Origin of the sequence: Dyadobacter sp. CY347, assembly GCF_021502655.1 — a bacterium.
Taxonomy (GTDB): domain Bacteria; phylum Bacteroidota; class Bacteroidia; order Cytophagales; family Spirosomataceae; genus Dyadobacter.
Map to the genome: position 1 here is coordinate 1,501,557 of NZ_JAKFFT010000002.1, position 21,147 is coordinate 1,522,703.

A 21,147-nucleotide genomic window follows, 5' to 3' on the forward strand; every position below is an offset into this window, starting at 1 on the left:
TAAGAATAGATGTTATAACATTAAATGTATATACATCATAAATACATTTGTCAGCAGCTATGTCTATTGAAACTGATATAAAACAAAAAAAATTTCGAAGCGCCTATCAGCGACTCGCATTGAACCTGGTTTATACAACCAATTGGCTGGAATCCAAACAACTTGAATTTTTCAAAGGACACGATATCACGAGCCAGCAATATAATGTGCTCCGGATCCTGCGCGGTCAGCAGCGGAACCCGATCAAAGTCAGTGATATTACTGAAAGGATGCTGGATAAAAATTCTAACACGTCGCGACTGGTTGATAAGCTTTTGGCTAAAAACCTTGCAAAACGATCGTCTTGCCCGAACGACAGACGCGCTGTGGATGTGTTGATTACGGAAGAAGGCTTGAAATTACTTGAAGAACTTGATCCGTTTGTAGAAGAATGGGAGAACCGTTTCAATGTGATTTCCACCGAAGAAGCGGACCAGATCAGCGCTTTGCTGGATAAGCTTCGTGAATCGGACAAGTAATGAACGATTAAATACCCAGTTGTGAATACCCAAAAATGAATAACCCAATAATTTAATTACAATCAATTAATTCAAAAATGAAAACTACAATGAAATCCGTTAAATTCTTCCTCGCTTCTGTTGCAGTTGCTTTATTCGTATCAGGCTCTGTTTCAGCTGATGACAAAGTGAAAAAAGCAACAAATCTGAAAGTAAACACCTCTAAAAGTGAACTTACCTGGTTGGGTAAGAAGGTAACCGGCGAACACACTGGTAAAATTGCCCTGAAAGAAGGAACGATCACAATGGACGGCGCTAAACTGACTGGCGGTAAGTTCGTTGCAGATCTGAACAGCATTACTTGTACAGACCTTACCGACAAGGAATACAATGCTAAATTGATCGGCCACTTGAAATCGGATGATTTCTTTGGCGTTGAAAAACACCCGAACGCAACATTTGTAGTTACAAAAGCAACACCAAAGTCAACTGGCGTTTACGAAGTTACGGGCGACCTTACGATCAAAGGCATTACAAAACCTGTGACTTTCCCGGTGACTGTAAAAACAACTGCTGCCGGTGCGGAAGCAACTGGTAAAATTGTAGTGGACCGTTCTAAATATGACATTAAATACAACTCCAAGTCTTTCTTCGAAAACCTGGGCGACAAAATGATCAACGACGATTTCACCATTGACGTGAAATTGGTTGCTTCAAAATAATCGACTGATATTTAAGATTTTATGGCTAAGATTGTTAACCTGTCCGACCTTTTGGTTGGGCAGGTTTTTGTTTTTTATGCCAAAAATCAATTGTTAAATTCCCTGTATTTGGGAAAATCGTCCATAAAATGGATCTGACCATTTACAGCTTTAAAACAATAGTGGCTCATGCCATTGGTAACAGCCAGATATTGAGGCTGTAATGTGAAGTTGTAGCGGCTGATCTGCGCAAATGTGGCGTCGTTGACCGAAATAAAGGGCGCTTTGCATTCCACCAAAAGAAAAGGAAGCGACTCACCCGACAGGATCATAATGTCTGTCCTTTTAGCCAATGTATTGTATTGAAGGCCGGTTTCCACGGCGAAAAGGGATTTAGGATAACCATATTCCGTGATCAGCAAATGGATGAAATGCTGCCTTACCCATTCCTCCGGCGTAAGCGAAACGAATTTCCTGCGTATAATGTCGAAGATATGCGGTTTCCCGTTAACGTGCTTAACTTTGTAAGCAAACGTCGGGAGGTTCAGAGATTCCATGAACGAAGATACACATCACAACAAACGCAGCCAATAAACTCATTGAATTCATGACTACGAAGGAACAAATCGTCGAAAACTGGCTCCCACGCTACACGGGCACGGCCGTTGAGGATTTCGGAAGCTATATTCTGCTGACCAACTTCGGGAATTACGTAACCATGTTTGCGGAGAAGTTTAATGTAGATGTAAGAGGGCAGGGGCGCGCCATGCAAACGGCTACTGCTAAGGATATTACCATTATTAATTTCGGCATGGGAAGCCCGATGGCCGCCACGGTGATGGACCTGTTATCCGCCATTAATCCGAAAGCCGTTTTGTTTTTAGGTAAATGCGGGGGCTTAAAAAAGACGCAGGTAGGCGACCTTATTTTGCCTATTGCAGCCATCCGCGGGGAAGGAACGAGTGATGACTATATGCCTTCCGAAATCCCTGCATTACCCTCATTCCGGCTTCAAAGCACGGTTTCGGCCAGCATTGCCAAGCATAAAATGGATTACTGGACCGGGACAGTTTACACTACCAACCGCAGGATATGGGAGCACGACGACAGTTTCAAGGAATATCTGCGGGACATTCGCGCGATGGCCATTGACATGGAAACGGCGACGATTTTCATTGTTGGTTTTGCCAATTCCATTCCGCACGGCGCATTGCTTCTGGTTTCTGACAATCCATTGGTGCCAGAGGGTGTTAAAACTGAGGAGAGCGATAAGAAAGTGACTACGAATTACGTCAAAATGCACCTGGAAATCGGCATTGAATCACTTACGGAACTGGCCAGATCCGGTGCGTCGGTGAAACATTTGCGGTTTGAAAATTGATAAAGAAAATGAGTGAAGCTTCATTATATGAGCGCATTGGCGGCGACGCAGCGTTAAGACAGTTGACGGATAAATTCTACGACCTGGTTTTCAACCACGAACTGATTTCCAGGCTCTTCAAAAGTGACAAAGACGAAATCAAGGAAAAGCAACGCCTCTTCCTGACCCAATTCCTCGGCGGCCCGCAACTCTACTCCGACGTTCACGGCCACCCGATGATGCGCGCCCGCCACATGCCCCACGTCATCACCGAAGACGACGCCGTAGCGTGGCTGCAATGCATGTCCGAAGCGGTAGGAACGCTTTCTATTAGTAAGGAATTAAAGGATGAATTGTTCGACCGTTTTCCCAGGACGGCGTTTTTTATGGTGAATAGGTGAATTGTGAGCGATTAACTATGTAGCTAGCTCTTTTTTGATATACTCGAAAACCTCGTTCAAAGAAATATCAGTACTTTCCTGAACGGTTCCATTGGATAGATGTTTGTGATGAGGAAATGTTGCAAGATTCGGGAAGTGCGGCGCGTTATCCCAGCGGATAAGCAAATCTCCATTCTCTTTTTGCCAATGAAACGCATATTTCCTTCGGGTTGCCTCTACATATTCCCTAGCGTAAAGAACTGTGTTCTGACGAAATGTTATTTCCAGATTGAGGTAATAGCTTTCAGAAAACTCGCGGAAGTCATTAATTGTATAGGAAGCAACAAACTTCTTATCATCCAGCCATTTGAAAATCTCCATTCCTGATATCAGCTATTTTTGAATCTATTTCTGACAGGAACTGAGTATAGGCTTTCCATTCGATAAGATCGTCCCAGGCTTGGAAGTCCTCAGACGTTGCGGATTCAAGCGTCGTTTCAAAAGCTTGAAGATCAGCATTATATTTCTTTTCAAGAAAATTAATTTTATCTTGAAATTGTTGCCTTTGAGCCAAATAATCCAACAAAACCCAATTGCCGATTTGTTTTTTTGTCAGCGTAAGCATAATATTTTTGTTGCCGGTGTCTAACAAATTTAAATATTCCGAAAGGTTAAACAAGTTTTATCAGACATTAGTTAAGTTCTTTACCTTTGCCGCATGAATTTTAAAGAGCAGTTAATCCAGTATCCGATTCTTGAAATTGTGGCGAAGGCTGCGGCGGAGCTGGGGGTGGAGGCATATGTTATCGGTGGATTTGTAAGGGACCTGATACTCAAACGGAATAGCAAGGATATTGACATCGTTTCGATCGGAAGCGGCATTGAACTCGCGGAAATGGTCGCCAGCCAGCTGGGACCGGATGTTTTCGTGAGCATATACAAGACCTTTGGAACAGCACAGATCCGGCAGGGCGATCTGGAAATCGAGTTTGTAGGCGCGCGCAAAGAATCCTATCGTGCCGATTCGAGGAAGCCTGCCGTTGAAGACGGAACACTGAGCGACGACCAGAACCGGCGTGATTTCACGATCAACGCGATGGGGATCAGCCTCAATAAAGGAACATTAGGCGAGCTCGTCGACCCATTTGATGGTCTGCGCGACATCAAGAGAAAAATCATCCGCACGCCGCTGGAACCAGAAATCACATTCTCCGACGACCCATTGCGTATGATGCGGGCCATCCGCTTTGCAAGTCAACTCAACTTCGACATTGAGCCCGACACTTTCGACGCGATCATCAAAATGAAAGATCGCATCGAGATTGTTTCCATGGAGCGCATTTCAGATGAATTGAATAAGATTATCCTCTCACCGACGCCTTCCTATGGTTTCAAACTACTTTACCATGCCGGCATATTACAAATCATTTTCCCCGAAATGATCGAGCTTTTGGGCGTGCAAACCATTGATGGAAAGGGGCATAAGGATAATTTTTACCATACATTACAGGTGCTGGACAATGTGTGTCAAACCACAGACGACCTTTGGCTGCGCTGGGCCGCGATCCTTCACGACATTGCCAAACCTGCCACTAAAAAATTCGATAAACGCATAGGCTGGTCGTTCCATAATCACGAGGAAGTTGGTGCGCGCATGGTGCCCGTGATTTTCCGGAGAATGAAATTGCCTTTGAATGAAAAAATGCGGTTTGTAAAAAAGCTTGTTCGATTGCATTTGAGGCCCATTGTTTTGTCCAAAGAAGAAATTACGGACTCTGCAATGCGGCGTTTACTGGTGGAAGCCGGAGAGGACATTGAGGCGTTAATGAAACTCTGCCGGGCAGACATCACTTCCAAAAATCCCGACAAAGTAAAGCGTTACCTGCACAACTTCGACCTGGTGGAACAGAAGTTGAAAGACCTCGAAGAACGTGACAAGCTGCGCAATTTCCAACCCGTTATTACCGGCGAACTGATCATGCAGGCGTTTGGTTTAAAACCGGCCAAGGAAGTGGGCATTATCAAAGAAATTATCCGGGAGGCAATTCTGGAAGGCATTATTCCTAATGAATTTGATCCTGCCTACGCGTATATGGTGCAAGAGGGTGAAAAAATGGGCTTAACTTTACAATCATAAATCTGACTCCTCATTACAATTAAATGGAAAACAATACGCAGTTTAAACGCTTCTTCGGCGCACTTCTCACAATCTTAGGCATTTCGGTTCTGCTTTTTGCCTGCATTGCATTTTTATCAGATAAGCCCGTTTTAGGACTCACCGTTTCCAAATGGGAATCTGTTGTTCCGTTTTTGGTGGGGACGGTGTTTCTGCTGACGGGTGTGAACCTGGTTAAGGGTTAACCGGAGCGCACCAAAGCAGCCCCAACTGTACATTCCAGGCATTTCCGGAATGTACAGTAATTGTTATACCACTCGATAAGTGCCTGTGAATCAGCCGCCGTTTTAACCTTCATTCCCAATAATTCCCACTCACGCGTAATGCGGTTCTTTTCCGCACCGATTTCCGACAACCAATAAATTGCTTTTTCCAGCAACTCCGGTTGCTGCCGGTGCTTTGCATAGGCAACCAAAAGAGGCACAGCGCCATTGACAATGAGCAAATTGACCGAATCCTTTCCCAGAAATGGCACTTTACCTTTTGACTTTTTCTCAAAAAGATAATGATCCTGCCAATAATCCGACTGCTCGATCTGGAACATGGCCTGCAAACTGGAAAAGGTTTGGGCGGAAACGATTTCAGAAAACAGATTGCCATTTTTGTTAAGTAACCGCGCAAACTGGGCGAGCCGCACCGTAGGAAATCCTGCCGGTCGCATGCGGAGGTTTTTCCATTCATGGCCATTCATTTGCTGATCTTTTAATCCATATTTTGCACTCAGAAACTGATATTCCGTTCGCAGCTGTCGAATGTAAGGATCGGTGGATTCGGCTGGGATAAGTCCAGCACTGCCAAAAAGCAAAGCTTCAACCTGGTTTAGTTTTTCGCGATGTTTCCGGATCATTTTCCAGGAAGCAATTTCGGTAAGCCGGGCAAATGGTGCATCATTTAATTTAAAACCAAAATGCCTTCCCAGCCATTGATAAGCCGTTTCTTCCCAATCATTGTTGTGTCTGCCTAACAAATCCATCACAAGACCGGCTTTCCTATCAAGTCTTTCAAGCAGGACCCGATCGAGCATTCCATATTTGTGAATGTCATTCACCTCCGCGAACATTCCCGCGCACGGGATCGTCTCAGTCTCGTCTTGCAGCTGCGCGTATCGTTCCAGAACGGTTTGATTAACACTGCCTTTCAATGTTAAAGTGGGCAGCAGGGAACCGTCCTGCCGGACAATCGGCCTGTCATTTTCCCAAACCACATGCAGGATCACTGTTTCGTAAGCCGGGTCTGTCTGGTGGTGATGCAAAAACCAGTCGGACGATCTTACATGGATTTCAATGCTTCCTACCCATTGAAAATCCTCGATCATGACCCTGGCTTCCGAGAAGTCGGGACCCGCATTGCCATTCTTATGGCCGGTTCTGAGGATGGAAAGCTTGCAACCTTCGTCCGTGCATAGCGCTTCGGCGGCGAAATATTGGAATCGCCATATAAAACTCAGGATATCTTCATTCATCGCATTTAGAATCAGCGTGTGTAGAAATATTTAATGTAATGGCCATTATTTTCTTTGTCTAAACCTGATTAGTTTCTGTTCTTTGTACGCTGATGTTTTGGTTTGGTCACAGGTTTTTGAAGTAAAAAAGTTTTATGCTCCGCCGTTTGCAATTTATTGCGCTTAGAATCCTCATTGTTTTTTTCGTTGTTTCAATCTTTTGGGTGCTGGTTTTGAAGTTCTTACCTGTCTGGGTAACACCATTCATGCTGTCGAGAAAAATCGAAGCGTTCCGTGCAGATGAAGACACCGAAATCCATCACGATTGGGAGCCTTACGAAAATATTTCTAAGGAAGTCGCGCTGGCGGTTGTCGCATCCGAAGACCAGAATTTCCCGAATCACTGGGGATTTGATTTCGACCAGATCTATAACGCGGTGACAGAGAAGCGGAAACGCGCCCGTGGCGCCAGCACCATTTCGCAGCAAGTCGCCAAAAACGTCTTTCTATGGCACGGCAGAAGCTTTGTGAGGAAAGGTTTGGAGGCTTATTTTACCGTCTTAATCGAATTGATCTGGGATAAAGAGCGGATTCTGGAAGTGTATTTGAATGTTGCTGAAATGGGAAAAATGACATTTGGCGTAGAAGCAGCCTCATTGCGATACTACAATAAATCCGCCAAAAAGCTCTCCCGTTTCGAAGCCGCCCGCATCGCCGCCGTGCTCCCAAACCCAGTCCGTTTCTCCATCAAAAACCCCTCAGGCTACGTCCAAAAAAGAACCGGCCAAATCGTAAGGCAAATGCGGTATCTGGGCGGTCAGAAGTATATTGCGGATTTGTAAGGCGAGTGTATCAGTAAACCTACATCTTCGATAAATAAAAATGACCTGTCATAAATGGCAGGTCATTGGTCTATAACTTGGTTACGTTATCCGAGGATAAGAGGCTTTTCCAAGCATCACATACAAAAATATCTATATTTGGCGAATAAAAAAAACGCTGATGCATTTTGATCATTTCACACTATATTTTTCTGAATCAAGGGTTGCGAGATATGTGAAGGCAGCTGATGGCTCACACAGTTTCGCTCAAAATTTATACAAAGGAAATCTCATGGTTTCCCAAGCCTTCCATCCGCTGATTGGTGTCTTGGAGGTTGTCCTTCGAAACAGGCTTAATGACGTAATTGCTGACCATTTTAAGGACGACAAATGGTTATTAAATCAGCGAAATGGTTTCATGGCTGACCCTTCCCTAATCTTTGTTCACAAAAAAAGTCATTCTCAAACAATGAACGACTTTTTGAAGAAGGATGTCACTAACGCAGAAAAGAGAATTAAAAAAACAAAAGCTTCTGTAAGTATTGGGAAGATTGTGGCAGAATTGACCTTTGGCTTTTGGACTGAATTGTTCGAAGTGCACCACTACAAGCTCCTTTTCGGTAGACCTATCCAGGTTTTTCCAGCACTACCACCTGGGTTCGGGAGGAAGGAAGTGAAAGACACACTTGATTTCATCAGAAGATTCAGAAATCGGATCAACCATAACGAGCCTGTATGTTTTAATAACGAGATTGTTGATTTTACATATGCTTTAAAGGTGCATGCATCCATTTTAAACGTACTAAGTTGGATAGATCCTCAATTGTTGATTTTTGTTTCTGATGTTGATCAAGTTGAAACGGCCATAAATGTCATTACTAGGAATACTGACTTATGAAATCCCAACCTCAACTATTCCCCCGACTTTTCTCCTTCAAAAATTTATAAGTCCGGTGCCTGGCTAGGGCTGGGCTGAGTTTTTCGAAGAGGCCTTGATTTTTTAGGGCGTACCAGTTGATTTTCAGGAGGTAAAGACTTACGAAGGAGCTTAGGTTGTTTTGGATGAAGGTGCTGGTTTTGGTTTGGAGGTCGAGGCGTTCGATGGCTTGCAGGCCGCGCCAGTAGTCGATGCTGTCGGCATAAGCTTTGTTTCTGGCCCGTCCTTCACCGGCGGTGTAGATGAGCAGGCGGTCGTCGGAGGGTTTTTGGATGTTGTCCCAGAACTGCCGCCATTCTTCATTGCTTCTGGAATTGCTGACGACGGATCTCGAAATATCAGTTGTGTCGAGCTGGATCTTGATTCCGTTTTCGAGGAAGAAAAAAAGCTGGCCTTTTAACTGGGAGACTTGCATTTGATACAAATTGGGAACCAAATCCTTCTCCATGAGCAGATTAATGCTGTCCTGCCCAAGCTTGATCGAATGTACAGTGGCTGCGAAACCTTTTTCCCGCGTCAGTAAGATGGCCTTGCGACCTTTCAGCTGTTCCGGGTTGACAATTTTTATCTTAATTAGCTGACCAAACGCAGGGGATAGGAGGAAGAAAAAAGCAATAACCCGGAAGAGCAATTTGGTCATCTTGGAACAAAAATTAAGAGGAAGCCAGCGATTAAGAGCGGGCGTTTGACAAGTAAATTAGAAAAAAATTCTCAATATCATTGCCAAAAGCCGACCCACTTCTTACTGCCGTTACTTAATCTCGATCTTAACCAAAACCGGCTGGTGATCAGATGGGTAACGCTGCTCTTTGGCATCTGTTAGAACGCCGTATTTAAGCACATTAATGTTCTTGCTTACAAAAATATAATCAATGCGTTTGTCCATCGGCGCGTCGAATTTGAAACTGTTGAATGTTCCTTCGGGCCCGTAAGGAGGCTGTTTGGTTACCTCATGCGAATCGCTCAGCAATCCCTGAATTGTTTTGATCTGTTCCGTTTCAGGCGTTGAGTTAAAGTCGCCAGTCAGGATCACTGTGGATTTGCCAGCGATCTCGCTGATTTTTTTTACCATCAAATGGCCCGATTGTCTGCGCGCTTCAACGCCCTGGTGATCAAAGTGAACATTAAAGAAATAGAATTCTTTCTTGCTTAACAAATCCTGGAACTTTACCCAGGAAGCAATTCTGTTACAGCAGGTTGCGTCCCAGCCTTTGCCCGGTTTATCCGGCGTTTCGCTGAGCCAGAAATCGCCTGATTGCAAGGCTTTGAAGCGGTCCTTTTTGTAGAAGATCGCTGAATGCTCTCCGCCTTCCTTACCATCGTCCCGGCCCTTTCCGTAAAAAGTGAATTCCGTCAGTTCAGCTACGTCTTTTAATTGACCTATCAGTGCTTCTTGTACACCGAAAATGTCAAATTCATGGAAACGGATCAGGCCTTTCACATTTTCTTTGCGGTTTGGCCAGGCATTTACACCGTCGTTCGCAGTGTTATAGCGCAGATTATAAGAGGCAACATTGATTGTATTCTTTTGCGCAAAAGTGCTTTGCGACAATGCGAACATCAGGGAAAGGGCGAAGGCGATTTTTTTCATTTAATGCTTAAAATTTGTGAACATGGGGCAAAGTTAACAGGCTTCCTGGTTATTGATATTCCGGTTTTGTGATCATTTCCCCTTTTTTGCAAGAAGGAATTTGCCGACAACTTCCCCGTCGTCCCGGATCATTTTCAGGTCGAGTTGCTTTTTGGTTGCGTGCAATTTGATCAATGTTCTTTTGCCTTCCAGCGGTCCTCCGCCAATCACGATGGGATAATTGTGCGTTGCATCCGGCTCGTGCGTGGCATACCGATGGGTATGACCGGAGATTTGTAAGTCAATTTTTGCTTTATTCAAAACCGGCCCGAAAAGCTCGCGACAATGCAATGTTCCATGCCAATCTCCTGAATGATAAGGGGATATGTGGATCAGCACAATCCGGAAATCGGCTTTTTTGAAATCAGGGGATTCCACTTCTTTTTCCAGCCACCTTTTCTGGACCTCCCGATACCGGTCAAATGCCGAAAGTCCGCCATATTCAACGCTGTCATCCGTCTTGTCTTCGCCGGAATCCAGGACGACCAACCGCACCGGCCCCCGTGTGAAGGCATAGTAATATTTGTTTTCGGGATAGGCATAGTAAGCCGGAATGTGCCTGGAAAAGCTCCCGCGGCATTCATGATTTCCCTGCGTGAGGATAAACGGGATTTCGGATGCGAAAATGTCCGTTGCAGGCTTGATCAGATGGTTAACCATCTGAGTTTCTTCGGTTACCCAGTCAAAGCAATCACCATTGAAAACCACGAAGTCATAGTCTCGGGTGTTGCCCGTATAGCCATGTCTGTAAAGCAGTTGCGGGATGATTTGCGGGCGGTCGTGAATGTCGTTGAAGATGACCATTTTGAATTCTTCCTCATTTTCCGCCGGTGTTTTGAAGCCGAACATGGCGCTGGCAATGGTGTCCCCAAACTCGACTTTCGAACCTTTGTAACCTGTTATTTCAGTGGAAACGATTTTGTATTTGTGCTCTGTGCCTGCATTCAGTCCGGATAATGTGACCTTATTAATGCGGTTGTTGGCTTCGATAAGGCCATTGTTATAGCCAAATTCGCGCTTGCTGGTGTATGTTCCGGCCCCGTATTCTACCCAGCTGAAACAGTTTTTGTGCGTAATCCACATGATTGTCACTTCGTTGGTGCCCATATTCTGCAAATAAGGGCCTGCCACAAAATGATTTTTTTCTTCGACTGATGCATTGGAATCGCCGGCTTGTGCAGCCGACAGGGGCAAAAGGCTGAGCGCCCCGATCTGCGACATTTTTTCAAGAAACGACCTTCTGTCTGAAAGCATAATTTATGGGTTTAGGAATAGATGCGATTGATTAAAAAGTTACTCCCAGTTTGGATTTTGAGTCAGGTTGGTATTTAAAAGCCTTTCCTGCTTGGGAATCGGATAGAGGTAATCCTTATTTTCATCAAACTTCTTGGTAATGTGGTTGTTGACCACAATGTTGCCGCCTTTGTTACCATTTTCTAGAAGGATTTCACTGCCGAGTTTCAACAATTGCGCTCCCGGAACATTCGGCTTGGCTCCTTCATAAATGACGAGGTCAACTTTCCCGTTTTTGTCCAGATCGTAGTTTCCGGGGCCGGGAAAGTACATTCCCTTGAACTGCTTGGTCAATAACTGGCCTTCTTTCCAGCGGATAATGTCGTCCCAGCGGAAGAAATTCTCCATAACCAGCTCAATGCGCCTTTCCCTGCGGATTTCCAGGATCACACCCGTGTTTTTACCCGTCAGTTTGGTGTATTGCGCGGCCTGGTAAGGATCCGGTTTTGCGTTGGCGGTGGCCATGTTAATGTTCGGCATGCCCACGCGGTCGCGGGTAAGTTTGGTAGAAATGTCCAGGTCAGCTTGGGTCAATGTGCCTTTTTCTGCCTTGGCTTCGGCATAATTGAGCAGCACTTCGGCGTAGCGGAAAATAGGCATGTCCGTAATGTCCTTTCCGAATGTATCCCATTTCGGCTCCGAGACGAATTTGATCAGCTGATAACCCGTAACCGTTGCACCGAACTCAGGAACAAGCGGCGTCGTCTCGCCGATGCGCGTGTAACCCGGCGTGCGGATCGTCTGCGTCAGGCGCGGATCGCGATTCTGGACTTCTTCATAAAACTGCATGGTTTCATAGCCCTTCATGTCGGTAAACCGCGAGCCGTCAGCCATTAAATAGCTGTTAACCAGTTTTTTCTCCAATCCCGGTTTTCCGTATGAAGCCGTCATTGTATAGTAATTCAGGTTATGATACACCTGCAATGCATCGCTGAAATCGCGCGCCATGATCACCTCATCCGCAATGGCGTTGTCGGATGCGAAAAACATTTGATATGCCGTTTTAGGCGTTGATTTATAAATGATATATCCGCTGTTTTTCATCAGATCTTCCGAAGCGGAAATGCAGGCATCCAGGAATTTCTCGGAATCGGGCAGGTTGAATTCTGTATGGTATTTGCGGAATGTGCCTTCGTATAACCCAATGCGCGATTTCAATGCCAACGCAGTCCATTTTGTAACAGCGCCGACTTGCCGTGTAGCTTCAAGATTAGCAATCGCGAAGTCAATGTCAGCCATCACCGAATCCATGACCAATGTTCTCGGATCGCGCGGTTTGGTAAGTAATGCTTCATCTCCTGCTTCAATCGGCCCACCATACCAGGGCAGGTCGCCGAATCTTTTAACCATTTGGAAATAAAAATAAGCCCGGAAAAAACGTGCGACGCCATTGTATTTGGCAACCGCTTTGGGATCCTGAACTTTGCCGGAATTGGCAAGGAAGTAATTAATGTTCCTCAGGTTGGTCCAGGTCCAGCCGCCGCCGCTTGTAGGCACGATCCGCGTTCCCTGCAATTCATCGCGCAAACTGTTTTTGACCACATTATCCACGTCTTCATTGTAAACATCTTCCGCGCTCGGCAGCATGTTGTAAAATGAGTTTGTATAAAGCAGCAGGTCGTTTTCCGTTTTGAAAAAAGTCTCGGGAGAAATGGCGTCAAGCGGAAGCCTGTCGAGGTCGCACGAAGCTAGACCGAGGGCCATCGTGAGAATGTATATCAGCTTTTTCATTTGATTTTCTTTTAATGTTTTGGCAACTGATTTTAGAAATTAATGCTCAGGCCCGCAGAGTAGGTTTTGGAAAGCGGGTAAGTCCTGCCATTGGTAAAATCACCGTCAAATTGCTCAGGATCAATGTATTTGGATCTTAATGGCGTGTAAGTGAGCAGGTTTTCACCGCTTACATAAATGCGCGCCCTTGGAATGCGTACTTTCTTGCTGATGCGCTCTGGAATGGTATAACCCAGCACAATGTTCTTCAACCTCAGATAACCCACATTCTGAATGTAGCGATCATTGCGTGCATTGAGGTCGCCACCGCCGTTGAGCGCCGTATAGCCGCGCAGGATCGGGAAATAAGCATCCGTATTTTCAGGCGTCCAGATATCCTCCTCGAAGTTTTCAGGAATAAATGAATAGTAAGGGCGGGAGTAAGGGCCCCAGAATTTATCCGCATTCGGTCCCGGATACCAGTTGCGGCGAAGAATGCCCTGAGCCAGCGCAGAGAAATCAAATCCGCCCCACGAAGCACCGAGGTTCAGGCCATATCTGAAACGCGGATTGCTGTTTCCGATCACTTTTAGATCGCCGTGGTCCGCCAGTGTGTTAGCGCCTTCGGAAATCTTGCCATCACCATTCACGTCCAGGAATTTGAGGTCGCCAGCCTGCAACTTGCTCCATTCGCCCGGCGCGCTCAGGCGCTGCTTGTTAACCAATGTCTGGTCAATCGGGTAAGCTTGTGCCTCGTCATTTGTTTTGAAATATCCGTCGATGGAATATCCCCACAATTCACCCACGGTTTGCCCTTCATAGCGACTGGAAAGAAGCTTGTTTGGGTTATCGTAGCGCGTGATTTTGGCTTTGTAATCCGACACCATGAATGTTGCATTGTAAGCAAATGTCTTCCCGGCGAGTTTAAACTGGTCTTTCCACGCAACAGAAAGTTCGAATCCTTTTGTCGTCAAATCACCCGCATTCTGCGTAGGGACCGTTGCGCCGTACACCGACGGAAGCACGCGTCCGGGCACGAGCATATCCTTCGTTTCGCGGATATATGCGTCCATAGCAATGGTCAGTTTGCCCTTCAATAGATCCGCATCCAGACCAATGTTGGATGTTGTAGCCGATTCCCAGGTCAGGCCGGCTGCGATCGGGTTCGGACTGTCCACGTAAGGAAGTTTTTGTCCGTTATTGATCCACGGCGAGAGTGCCGTAGGCATAATTTCAATGTAGGGATAAAAGCTTGCGGAACTTGGGTTATCATTGAATCTCGGCGGAAGCTGGTTGCCTAATGTTCCGTATGAAGCCCTGATTTTCAGATTACTAACAACATTTCGTGCTGACTCGAAGAACTTTTCCTCACTCAATCTCCAACCTGCGGAAACCGACGGGAAAAACCCGTAACGTCTTCCTGCACCAAATCGCGATGTGCCGTCGTAACGACCATTGACTTCCAGCAAATATTTGCCCATATAGTCGTAATTCAGCCTGAAAAACGCTCCGAAAAGAGAATATTCATAAGCTCCGCCGTTAACCAGCTGCTCGCCGGTCCCCAGATTCAGGTCATTAATGTCCTCGGAAAGGAGGTTTTTGCGGGCGCCGGTCAGCACCTGGTGCTTTTTGGATTCATAGTTGATCCCCGCTGTTGCGCCCAGGTAATGTTTGCCCAATGTTTTATTAAATGAAGAATAGACATTGGTAACATGCATAGGATCAAACCAAAAGGTCTTTTTGAGCTGATCCGTATTGTAGTTGGGAACCGTTGTCAGGACGCCCGGCTGAATGGAGTATTGGGCAATGGCCGAGCGATACCAATCGTCCGTGATGTAGAACGAGTAGGAATGGTTTGCGACCAGGTTCCAGGTTTTGGTAAAATCAATGGTCACAGAGTTAATGGTCGTAAGCTCGTGCACTTTTTCTTCACCGCCTGCAACGCCTTTCAAAAGGTTTGCAAATAATCCGTCTCCGATCGAATAATTGTTTTTCAATGTGTTATAAGTAGCCGTTCCGTCGGGGTTGCGCGGTGCATAAGCGGGAAGCGCGTGCACGGTGATGGCGGTAAAGTTTGCATTCGCGCCGCCTTCCAGGCCCGGATATTTGTAGCGCGAGTCAAAATACTGCGTGTTATTGCTCACTTTAAGCCAGGGCGTCAGTTGCGCATTCACCTTTGTCCTTAATGTGTAGGAATTGAAACGGTCGGTGTTGATCCGCATGATCCCGTCTTTTTGGAAAGCGGAGCCTGATAGGAAATAATTGATCTTATCCGTGCCGCCCGATAGGCTGATGTTGTGCTGCATGGATGGCTCTACCTGCTTGAAAAGTGTTTTCCACCAATCGTAATTTCCGTAATAGTTGTAAATGTCCTTGCCATTCACATTCTTCACCACAGTCCATGGCCGGGCCGGATTTTCTGTTTTATCGTAGCGGCGTGCTTCCAGTTCAGCATAATCTTCTTCGGAATAACGCGTGTAAGTGTTTCCGTTTGCGCGCTTGAATGCTTCGTCATTAATGCGGGTATGATCGTAACCATTGGTCAGGAAGTTCGTGCTCACTGTCGGCGTTGACCATCCGAAGTTGTTGCTGTAACTCACGCTTGTCTTTCCGTTTTTGGCACTTTTAGTCGTAACCAAAATCACCCCGAATGCACCACGTGCACCGTAAATGGCGGAAGCAGCCGCATCTTTCAAAACCGAAACCGACTCCACATCGTTGGGATTAATGCGGTTGATGTCGCCCGGGATCCCATCGACCAGAACGAGCGGACCGCCGCCGTTGATGGACGTTTCGCCACGGACATTCAAATTACCGCCCTGTCCCGGCTGGCCGGTTCCGAATGTAATGTTCAGGTTGGGCACCATGCCTTGCAGGATTTGCGACATATTGTTCAGCGGCCTGTTTTCCAGGTCCCTGGATTGAACCTGGCTCACCGCGCCGGTAAGGTTTACGCGTTTCTGTGTGCCATAACCCACCACAACCAGCTCTTCCAAAGCCTTGTTGTCTGCTGCCAGCGTCACATTCACCGTCGACCGGTTTCCTACCACCACTTCCTGCGAAATATACCCCACAAAACTGAATACCAGCACCGATTCCACATTGGGCACAACCAGCTCAAAATTCCCGTTTCCGTCCGTCGTTGTCCCGCTCGAGCTTCCTTTCAGCACAACACTTACGCCTGGCAATGAGCCCTGTCCGTCCGACGAGGTTACTGTGCCTTTGACATTGATTTCAACCGGCAGGACGTAGTTTTGCAGCTTTTCTTCCAGGTCCGGAAGGTTGGATTCTTCTTTTGCGGCTTTTCCTCTTGCCAAAACAATCTGCCCGTTGATAACCCTGTAATTAATGCCGCGGGAAACGAGAAGCTGGTCCAGGACTTTCGATAATTTCTGATTTTTTGCTTCAATGCTGACATGCTCCCGGAGCGAAACCCTGCTGCTGTAAACAAACTTCGCATCCACTTTCTCCTGAATCTCATCCAATGCTTCTTTCAGCGAAACATTTTTAAGACTGATCGTCATATCCTTACTCAGGATCGACTGGGCCGTACTTTCCTTTGCATAGCTGCTGCCTGCCAGTAAGGCCACAAAAAGCCATTGAAGCAATCCAATGCGCATAATTATTTGCCAGTTTACGGGCTTGTTACGTACTGTTTTTTGCATAATTTTGATTGTCTGATGGTTAAGCACTATTAGGTAAAACGTCCCTTAGTTTCGGTGGTACGAGGTTAAAAGGATGGAATTTTGAACCGGGGGTGGTGGTACACCTCCGGTTTTTTCATGGCGGAATAGATCGGTGGTTCATACGAGGTTAATCACAAGGTGTTCCATTGAGTAAAATTGTATTTCCGGAAATAGTATAATTGGCTTCCAAGGTCGTGCAGAGCATTTCCAGGATGACAGTGAATGGCTGGGCTTCAAAATTAGCCGTTACGCTGCAAGTGGCCGTGGCAGGATTGGACAAGTGAATATTCACATTGAAACGCTTCTCCAACTGCTCAATGACTTTATTCAAAGGTGCTTCTTCAAAAACAACCGTCACGGGTTCGTAAATTTCCTTGCGGGCATGCAAAGTCATTTGTTTGGAAATCAGCTTTTTAGACTCGATCTCGAAAATGGCCTGCTGCTTTGGTTTAAGAACGAGTTGCTGCGATTTTGTCTCTTTACCCGGCGCGGTCACCTCCACACTTCCTGTCATTACGTCGACTTGAAAAACCTTCTGCGCCGATGCTGCTTTAACATTAAAGCTTGTTCCCAGGACTTTAATGACCATTTCGCCGCTTTGGATCAGGAAAGGCCTGTTTTTATCTTTGGTTATATCAAAAAAACCTTCACCCGAAAATGTCACGAAACGGCGGTCCGCATCAAACTTCGCGGGATAAGTTACCGATGCCTCCGGGTGCATGATGATGGAGCTGCTGTCCGGGAGGATGTGGGTAATGATCCTGGATTCTGTATTCACAAACTGCACAATCTCGGATTGTTTCTTTTTTTGGATTTCTTCAATGATAGAAACCGGCTGTTCTTTGCTGATCGGATAACTGAAATACAGCCCGGCAGCAATGGCAACGGAAGCAGCAATGCCCGAAATCCAGCGCCACGGGAATGTGCGTACCGGCGATTCGTCCAGAATATTCAGTTCACTCTTAATGTTTTCAAAAGCATCCCCCTTAATGTTTGATTTTTCAGTTTCCGATAATTTTTCCAAATGATCCGCGTCGCCTTTGATGGCTGCATACCACGCCTCAACCTCTTCTTTTTCCTGATCATTGCATTGATCAAGCAGATATTTTTCTAGTAAAATCGGGGAGATAAAGGGTGCTTTCATTGCTTAAAGTATGGTATCAAACTTCAAGTCGCACGCCGGAAAGCGAACCCTTAGGTGGGAAGAAAATTTTTTTTAATTAAAAACAAAAAAGAGGATTCCTGAGATAATATGCTCTTTCAAATGGGCCCTAAGAATGCGGATCGCTTTCGAAATGTGTTGCTCAACCGTTTTTTCGGCAATGGCGAGGCGGTCTCCGATCTGTTTGTTGGAAACGCCTTGCCGGCTCAGCACAAACACTTCCTGACATTTGGGTGACAGCAAATGCAAACCCTGTTCGTAGCGGGTTTGCAGATCGGCTGTTAATGTATGCTGGTCGGCAAAATCAACGGGATCTGCATGCAGGGTTTCCCAGTGATCGTAATGCTGTTTTCGGGTGAATTCTTTGCGGTAGAAAGAAATGATCTGCTTCTTGGCAACAGAAAAAAGGAATGTACGGCAGCAAAGGATCTGCTGCCCGTGACGCTTTTGCCAGATGTTTACAAACAGTTCCTGAACAATTTCCTGGGCTGCAAACCGGTCGTTCACCTTACTATAAGCGTAATTGAACAGCACATTAAAATAGCGGTTATACAGCTCGGCAAAAGCCAGCTCATCGTCCTGCTCACTGATCAGGGCAAGGATATTTTCATCGGAACAGGAAGTATAAATGGCGTTCATAACGAAGATTTCCTTTGAATTCCGGTTGTCCGGATTGGAATGGCTTACAAAATTCGGACAATATTTCCTTTTTGAATCTTTTAACAGATTAAGTATTCTCGTTGTTTTTTTTACTTTCTTAACAATAATATAAAATTGCCCGAACAGCGATTGATTTTTGTAACCGCCGGTTCCTTAAATTGCCTATTATTTATCCCTACACGATCAATTGAATGAATAATTATCCGCAGGCTTCGCGCATTCTGCTGGCAATAGACTGTATTATTTTCGGGTTCGACGGGAAGGATATCAAGCTTTTGCTGATCAAAAGGAATTTCGAACCTGAAAAGGGAAAATGGTCGCTGATGGGTGGCTTCCTTAATGCGGATGAAGATCTTTCGGACGGTGCAGCGCGCATTTTATACAATCTTACCGGTTTAAAAAATATCTACGTTGAGCAGCTTGAAACATATGGAAAGATCAACCGCGACCCGGCTGAAAGGACGGTTTCAGTTGTGTTTTTTGCATTAATTCAAATTGACGATCATGATTCTGAGGCCGTTAAGAGCCATAATGCTTCCTGGATCACGCTGGAAAACCGGCCGGCGCTGATATTTGATCATGAAGAAATGGTTTGCAAAGCCATTGAGCATTTGAAATACAAAGCTGCGCTGCATCCCATTGGTTTTGAGCTGTTACCCGAGTTTTTTACCATTCCCCAATTGCAAAAACTCTACGAAGCCATTTACAGCATTCCGCTCGACCGCCGCAATTTCAGCCGCAAACTTTTATCAACGGGCTTACTGATCGACACAGGAAGCAAAAACAGCAACAGTACGACGAAAAAGGCGACTTTGTACAAGCTGGACGAAGTGCGGTATAAGGAAAAGTTTCACTCGTTCTGGAATTTCATGCCCGATAGTATGAAGCAGTCATAGGGGCGATTGTCAGTTTTGGCGTCAATGATTAATATTAATTGTGTCAAAATAACACCATAAACAAATTTATTTATATTTGTTACGTGATAAGTGAAATAAAACGACCATGAAAGAAAGTTACGTCATAGGGATTGATTTCGGCACGGATTCTGTGCGGGCACTGGTTGTGAATGCGGAAACGGGCGACCAGGCCGGAACTGCGGTTCGGGAATATAGCCGGTGGAAGCAGGGAAAATATTGTGATGCAGCGTCTTCCCGGTTCAGGCAGCATCCGCTGGATTACCTGGAAGCGATGGAAGCCGCTTTGCTGGAAGCACTGGACAAATCACCCGATGGTGTGCGGGACAATGTTCGCGGAATTTCGGTGGATACAACGGGTTCCACGCCCGTGGCGGTGGATCGGAACGGAACGCCTTTGTCACTGCTGCCAGAATTTGCTGAGAACCCGAATGGCATGTTTATCCTTTGGAAAGATCATACGGCCAATGCCGAAGCGGAGGAAATTAACACGTTAGCACACAGTCTGGAAACAGATTATACCAAATACGTCGGCGGCATTTATTCTTCCGAATGGTTTTGGGCCAAAATTTTACGGACGCTGAGAGTCGATAAGGATGTACGGGAAAAGGCATTTTCCTGGGTGGAACATTGCGACTGGATCTCAGCAGAACTAACGGGCAACACAGATCCGCTCACATTAAAGAGATCCAGATGTGCAGCTGGACATAAAGCATTATGGCATAACGATTTCGACGGTCTGCCGCCAAATGATTTCCTGACGCAACTCGACCCGCTTCTGGATGGCATCCGTGAAAGACTTTTCTCCCAGACTCAAACTTCGGACGAAGCCATGGGCACCATTTCCGGCAAATGGGCCGAAAAACTGGGTATTTCTGCGGATACGGTGATTGGCGTCGGCGCTTTTGACGCGCATATGGGTGCAGTAGGCGCATTAATTGAGCCTTATTCGCTCTGCAAAGTGATCGGAACGTCGACGTGTGATATGTTGATCGCGCCGAACGAGGAAGTCGGACATTTGCTTATCAAGGGCATTTGCGGGCAGGTTGATGGCTCCATTATTCCCGGCATGCTGGGTATGGAGGCCGGCCAATCTGCATTCGGCGACATTTATGCATGGTTTGCCAAGCTTATCGTGGAGCCTGTCAGAGCATTGCTGGGCGAGGAAGCTGCGGAAAAATTATCCAAAGAACTAATCCCGCATCTTGCCGAACAAGCCGTAAAATTGCCCGTCACCGAAAACGACATCATTGCCATCGACTGGCTGAACGGCCGCAGAACACCTGACGCAAAACATACATTAAAAGGCGCTATACTGGGATTGAACCTCGCCAGCGATCACGTCAGGATCTTCAAGGCGCTGGTGGAAGCCACGGCTTATGGTTCAAAAAGCATTGTGGAGCGTTTCCGCAAAGAGGGCGTTCCTATCAATGAGGTCATTGCGATTGGGGGAGTGGCTAAGAAATCAGCATTTGTCATGCAAACCCTGGCGGACGTGCTCAATATGCCGATCAAAGTGGCTGCGTCCGAGCAGGCTTGTGCGTTGGGAGCGGCGATGTTTGCAGCGGTGGCCTCGGGCATTCATAAAACATTACCGGAAGCGCAGGAAGCGATGAGTTCAGGTTTTGATGCAGTGTACACACCGCGACCGGCGCAAACAGCTGTTTATCAATCATTATATCAAAAATATACACATTCGGGTGCATTCCTCGAAAACGACTTTTTGCAAAAAAAACAGTCGGCCCCGGAAAGTGCATTGTCAGCTTCTTTATAAATCGT

21 protein-coding genes are annotated in these 21,147 nt (G+C 46.1%); 10 read left to right on the plus strand and 11 right to left on the minus strand.

Annotation, left to right across the window (positions count from 1 at the left end; all coding sequences use genetic code 11):
- Nucleotides 1-59: 59 nt before the first annotated feature.
- Together L0659_RS07140 and L0659_RS07145 are read left to right on the plus strand one after the other, a co-directional pair.
- Nucleotides 60-518, plus strand: coding sequence for a MarR family winged helix-turn-helix transcriptional regulator (locus tag L0659_RS07140; protein WP_235125061.1), 459 nt, complete (start codon nt 60-62; stop codon nt 516-518).
- Nucleotides 519-607: 89 nt separating this feature from the next.
- Nucleotides 608-1,219, plus strand: a complete 612-nt coding sequence (locus L0659_RS07145) for a YceI family protein (protein ID WP_235125062.1) — start codon at nt 608-610, stop codon at nt 1,217-1,219.
- A gap of 86 nt (nt 1,220-1,305) precedes the next feature.
- Here the strand turns inward: L0659_RS07145 and L0659_RS07150 are convergent, their stop codons facing one another.
- On the minus strand, nt 1,306-1,755 hold the full coding sequence (locus L0659_RS07150; RefSeq protein ID WP_235125063.1) for a type I restriction enzyme HsdR N-terminal domain-containing protein: 450 nt from the start codon (nt 1,753-1,755) through the stop codon (nt 1,306-1,308).
- 50 nt (nt 1,756-1,805) lie between these two features.
- On the opposite strand from L0659_RS07150, the gene L0659_RS07155 reads away from it, so the two are divergent.
- Together L0659_RS07155 and L0659_RS07160 are read left to right on the plus strand one after the other, a co-directional pair.
- On the plus strand, nt 1,806-2,579 hold the full coding sequence (locus tag L0659_RS07155; protein WP_235125064.1) for an AMP nucleosidase: 774 nt from the start codon (nt 1,806-1,808) through the stop codon (nt 2,577-2,579).
- Between the two features lie 8 nt (nt 2,580-2,587).
- On the plus strand, nt 2,588-2,959 hold the full coding sequence (locus L0659_RS07160; RefSeq protein ID WP_235125065.1) for a globin: 372 nt from the start codon (nt 2,588-2,590) through the stop codon (nt 2,957-2,959).
- A gap of 15 nt (nt 2,960-2,974) precedes the next feature.
- Here L0659_RS07160 and L0659_RS07165 read toward each other — a convergent pair whose 3' ends face one another.
- Together L0659_RS07165 and L0659_RS07170 are read right to left on the minus strand one after the other, a co-directional pair.
- Nucleotides 2,975-3,319 (minus strand): DUF6516 family protein, encoded by a 345-nt coding sequence (locus tag L0659_RS07165; protein ID WP_235125066.1) that lies wholly within the window; start codon nt 3,317-3,319, stop codon nt 2,975-2,977.
- Nucleotides 3,294-3,563 carry a hypothetical protein gene (locus L0659_RS07170; protein ID WP_235125067.1) on the minus strand — a complete coding sequence of 90 codons (270 nt, stop codon included), beginning with the start codon at nt 3,561-3,563 and terminating at the stop codon, nt 3,294-3,296. The genes L0659_RS07165 and L0659_RS07170 overlap by 26 nt, the downstream gene beginning before the upstream one ends.
- A gap of 93 nt (nt 3,564-3,656) precedes the next feature.
- Between L0659_RS07170 and L0659_RS07175 the strand changes: the two genes are divergently transcribed.
- Both L0659_RS07175 and L0659_RS07180 read left to right on the plus strand, forming a co-directional pair.
- Complete coding sequence (locus tag L0659_RS07175) at nt 3,657-5,075, plus strand: CCA tRNA nucleotidyltransferase (RefSeq protein WP_235125068.1); 1,419 nt, start codon at nt 3,657-3,659, stop codon at nt 5,073-5,075.
- Nucleotides 5,076-5,098: 23 nt separating this feature from the next.
- Entirely contained in the window at nt 5,099-5,299 is a 201-nt protein-coding gene (locus L0659_RS07180; protein ID WP_026630003.1) for a hypothetical protein, read from the plus strand.
- Here L0659_RS07180 and L0659_RS07185 read toward each other — a convergent pair.
- Complete coding sequence (locus L0659_RS07185; RefSeq protein ID WP_235125069.1) at nt 5,296-6,576, minus strand: DUF2851 family protein; 1,281 nt, start codon at nt 6,574-6,576, stop codon at nt 5,296-5,298. The genes L0659_RS07180 and L0659_RS07185 overlap by 4 nt on opposite strands.
- 134 nt (nt 6,577-6,710) lie before the next feature.
- On the opposite strand from L0659_RS07185, the gene mtgA reads away from it, so the two are divergent.
- Both mtgA and L0659_RS07195 read left to right on the plus strand, forming a co-directional pair.
- Nucleotides 6,711-7,397: a monofunctional biosynthetic peptidoglycan transglycosylase gene (mtgA, locus tag L0659_RS07190; RefSeq protein ID WP_235125070.1), complete on the plus strand. Its 687-nt coding sequence runs from the start codon at nt 6,711-6,713 to the stop codon at nt 7,395-7,397.
- A 160-nt stretch (nt 7,398-7,557) separates the two neighbouring features.
- Nucleotides 7,558-8,274 carry an Abi family protein gene (locus tag L0659_RS07195; RefSeq protein ID WP_235125071.1) on the plus strand — a complete coding sequence of 239 codons (717 nt, stop codon included), beginning with the start codon at nt 7,558-7,560 and terminating at the stop codon, nt 8,272-8,274.
- 10 nt (nt 8,275-8,284) lie between these two features.
- Here the strand turns inward: L0659_RS07195 and L0659_RS07200 are convergent, their stop codons facing one another.
- The 7 genes from L0659_RS07200 to L0659_RS07230 form a co-directional block, all read right to left on the minus strand.
- Nucleotides 8,285-8,953 carry a hypothetical protein gene (locus L0659_RS07200; RefSeq protein WP_235125072.1) on the minus strand — a complete coding sequence of 223 codons (669 nt, stop codon included), beginning with the start codon at nt 8,951-8,953 and terminating at the stop codon, nt 8,285-8,287.
- Nucleotides 8,954-9,064: 111 nt separating this feature from the next.
- Entirely contained in the window at nt 9,065-9,904 is an 840-nt protein-coding gene (locus tag L0659_RS07205) for an endonuclease/exonuclease/phosphatase family protein (protein ID WP_235125073.1), read from the minus strand.
- A gap of 72 nt (nt 9,905-9,976) precedes the next feature.
- Complete coding sequence (locus L0659_RS07210) at nt 9,977-11,197, minus strand: metallophosphoesterase (RefSeq protein WP_235125075.1); 1,221 nt, start codon at nt 11,195-11,197, stop codon at nt 9,977-9,979.
- A 39-nt stretch (nt 11,198-11,236) separates the two neighbouring features.
- The gene (locus tag L0659_RS07215) at nt 11,237-12,967 is read right to left on the minus strand and encodes a RagB/SusD family nutrient uptake outer membrane protein (RefSeq protein ID WP_235125077.1); all 1,731 of its coding nucleotides are present in this window, start codon (nt 12,965-12,967) and stop codon (nt 11,237-11,239) included.
- 32 nt (nt 12,968-12,999) lie between these two features.
- On the minus strand, nt 13,000-16,611 hold the full coding sequence (locus tag L0659_RS07220; RefSeq protein ID WP_235125079.1) for a SusC/RagA family TonB-linked outer membrane protein: 3,612 nt from the start codon (nt 16,609-16,611) through the stop codon (nt 13,000-13,002).
- Nucleotides 16,612-16,759: 148 nt separating this feature from the next.
- Nucleotides 16,760-17,776 (minus strand): FecR family protein, encoded by a 1,017-nt coding sequence (locus L0659_RS07225; RefSeq protein WP_235125080.1) that lies wholly within the window; start codon nt 17,774-17,776, stop codon nt 16,760-16,762.
- A gap of 72 nt (nt 17,777-17,848) precedes the next feature.
- Nucleotides 17,849-18,433: an RNA polymerase sigma factor gene (locus tag L0659_RS07230; protein WP_235125081.1), complete on the minus strand. Its 585-nt coding sequence runs from the start codon at nt 18,431-18,433 to the stop codon at nt 17,849-17,851.
- A 212-nt stretch (nt 18,434-18,645) separates the two neighbouring features.
- Between L0659_RS07230 and L0659_RS07235 the strand changes: the two genes are divergently transcribed.
- Together L0659_RS07235 and L0659_RS07240 are read left to right on the plus strand one after the other, a co-directional pair.
- A complete protein-coding gene (locus L0659_RS07235; RefSeq protein ID WP_235125082.1) occupies nt 18,646-19,350 on the plus strand; it encodes an NrtR DNA-binding winged helix domain-containing protein in 705 nt (234 codons plus the stop codon).
- 106 nt (nt 19,351-19,456) lie between these two features.
- Nucleotides 19,457-21,142, plus strand: a complete 1,686-nt coding sequence (locus L0659_RS07240; protein WP_235125083.1) for a ribulokinase — start codon at nt 19,457-19,459, stop codon at nt 21,140-21,142.
- The last annotated feature ends 5 nt before the right edge of the window (nt 21,143-21,147 follow it).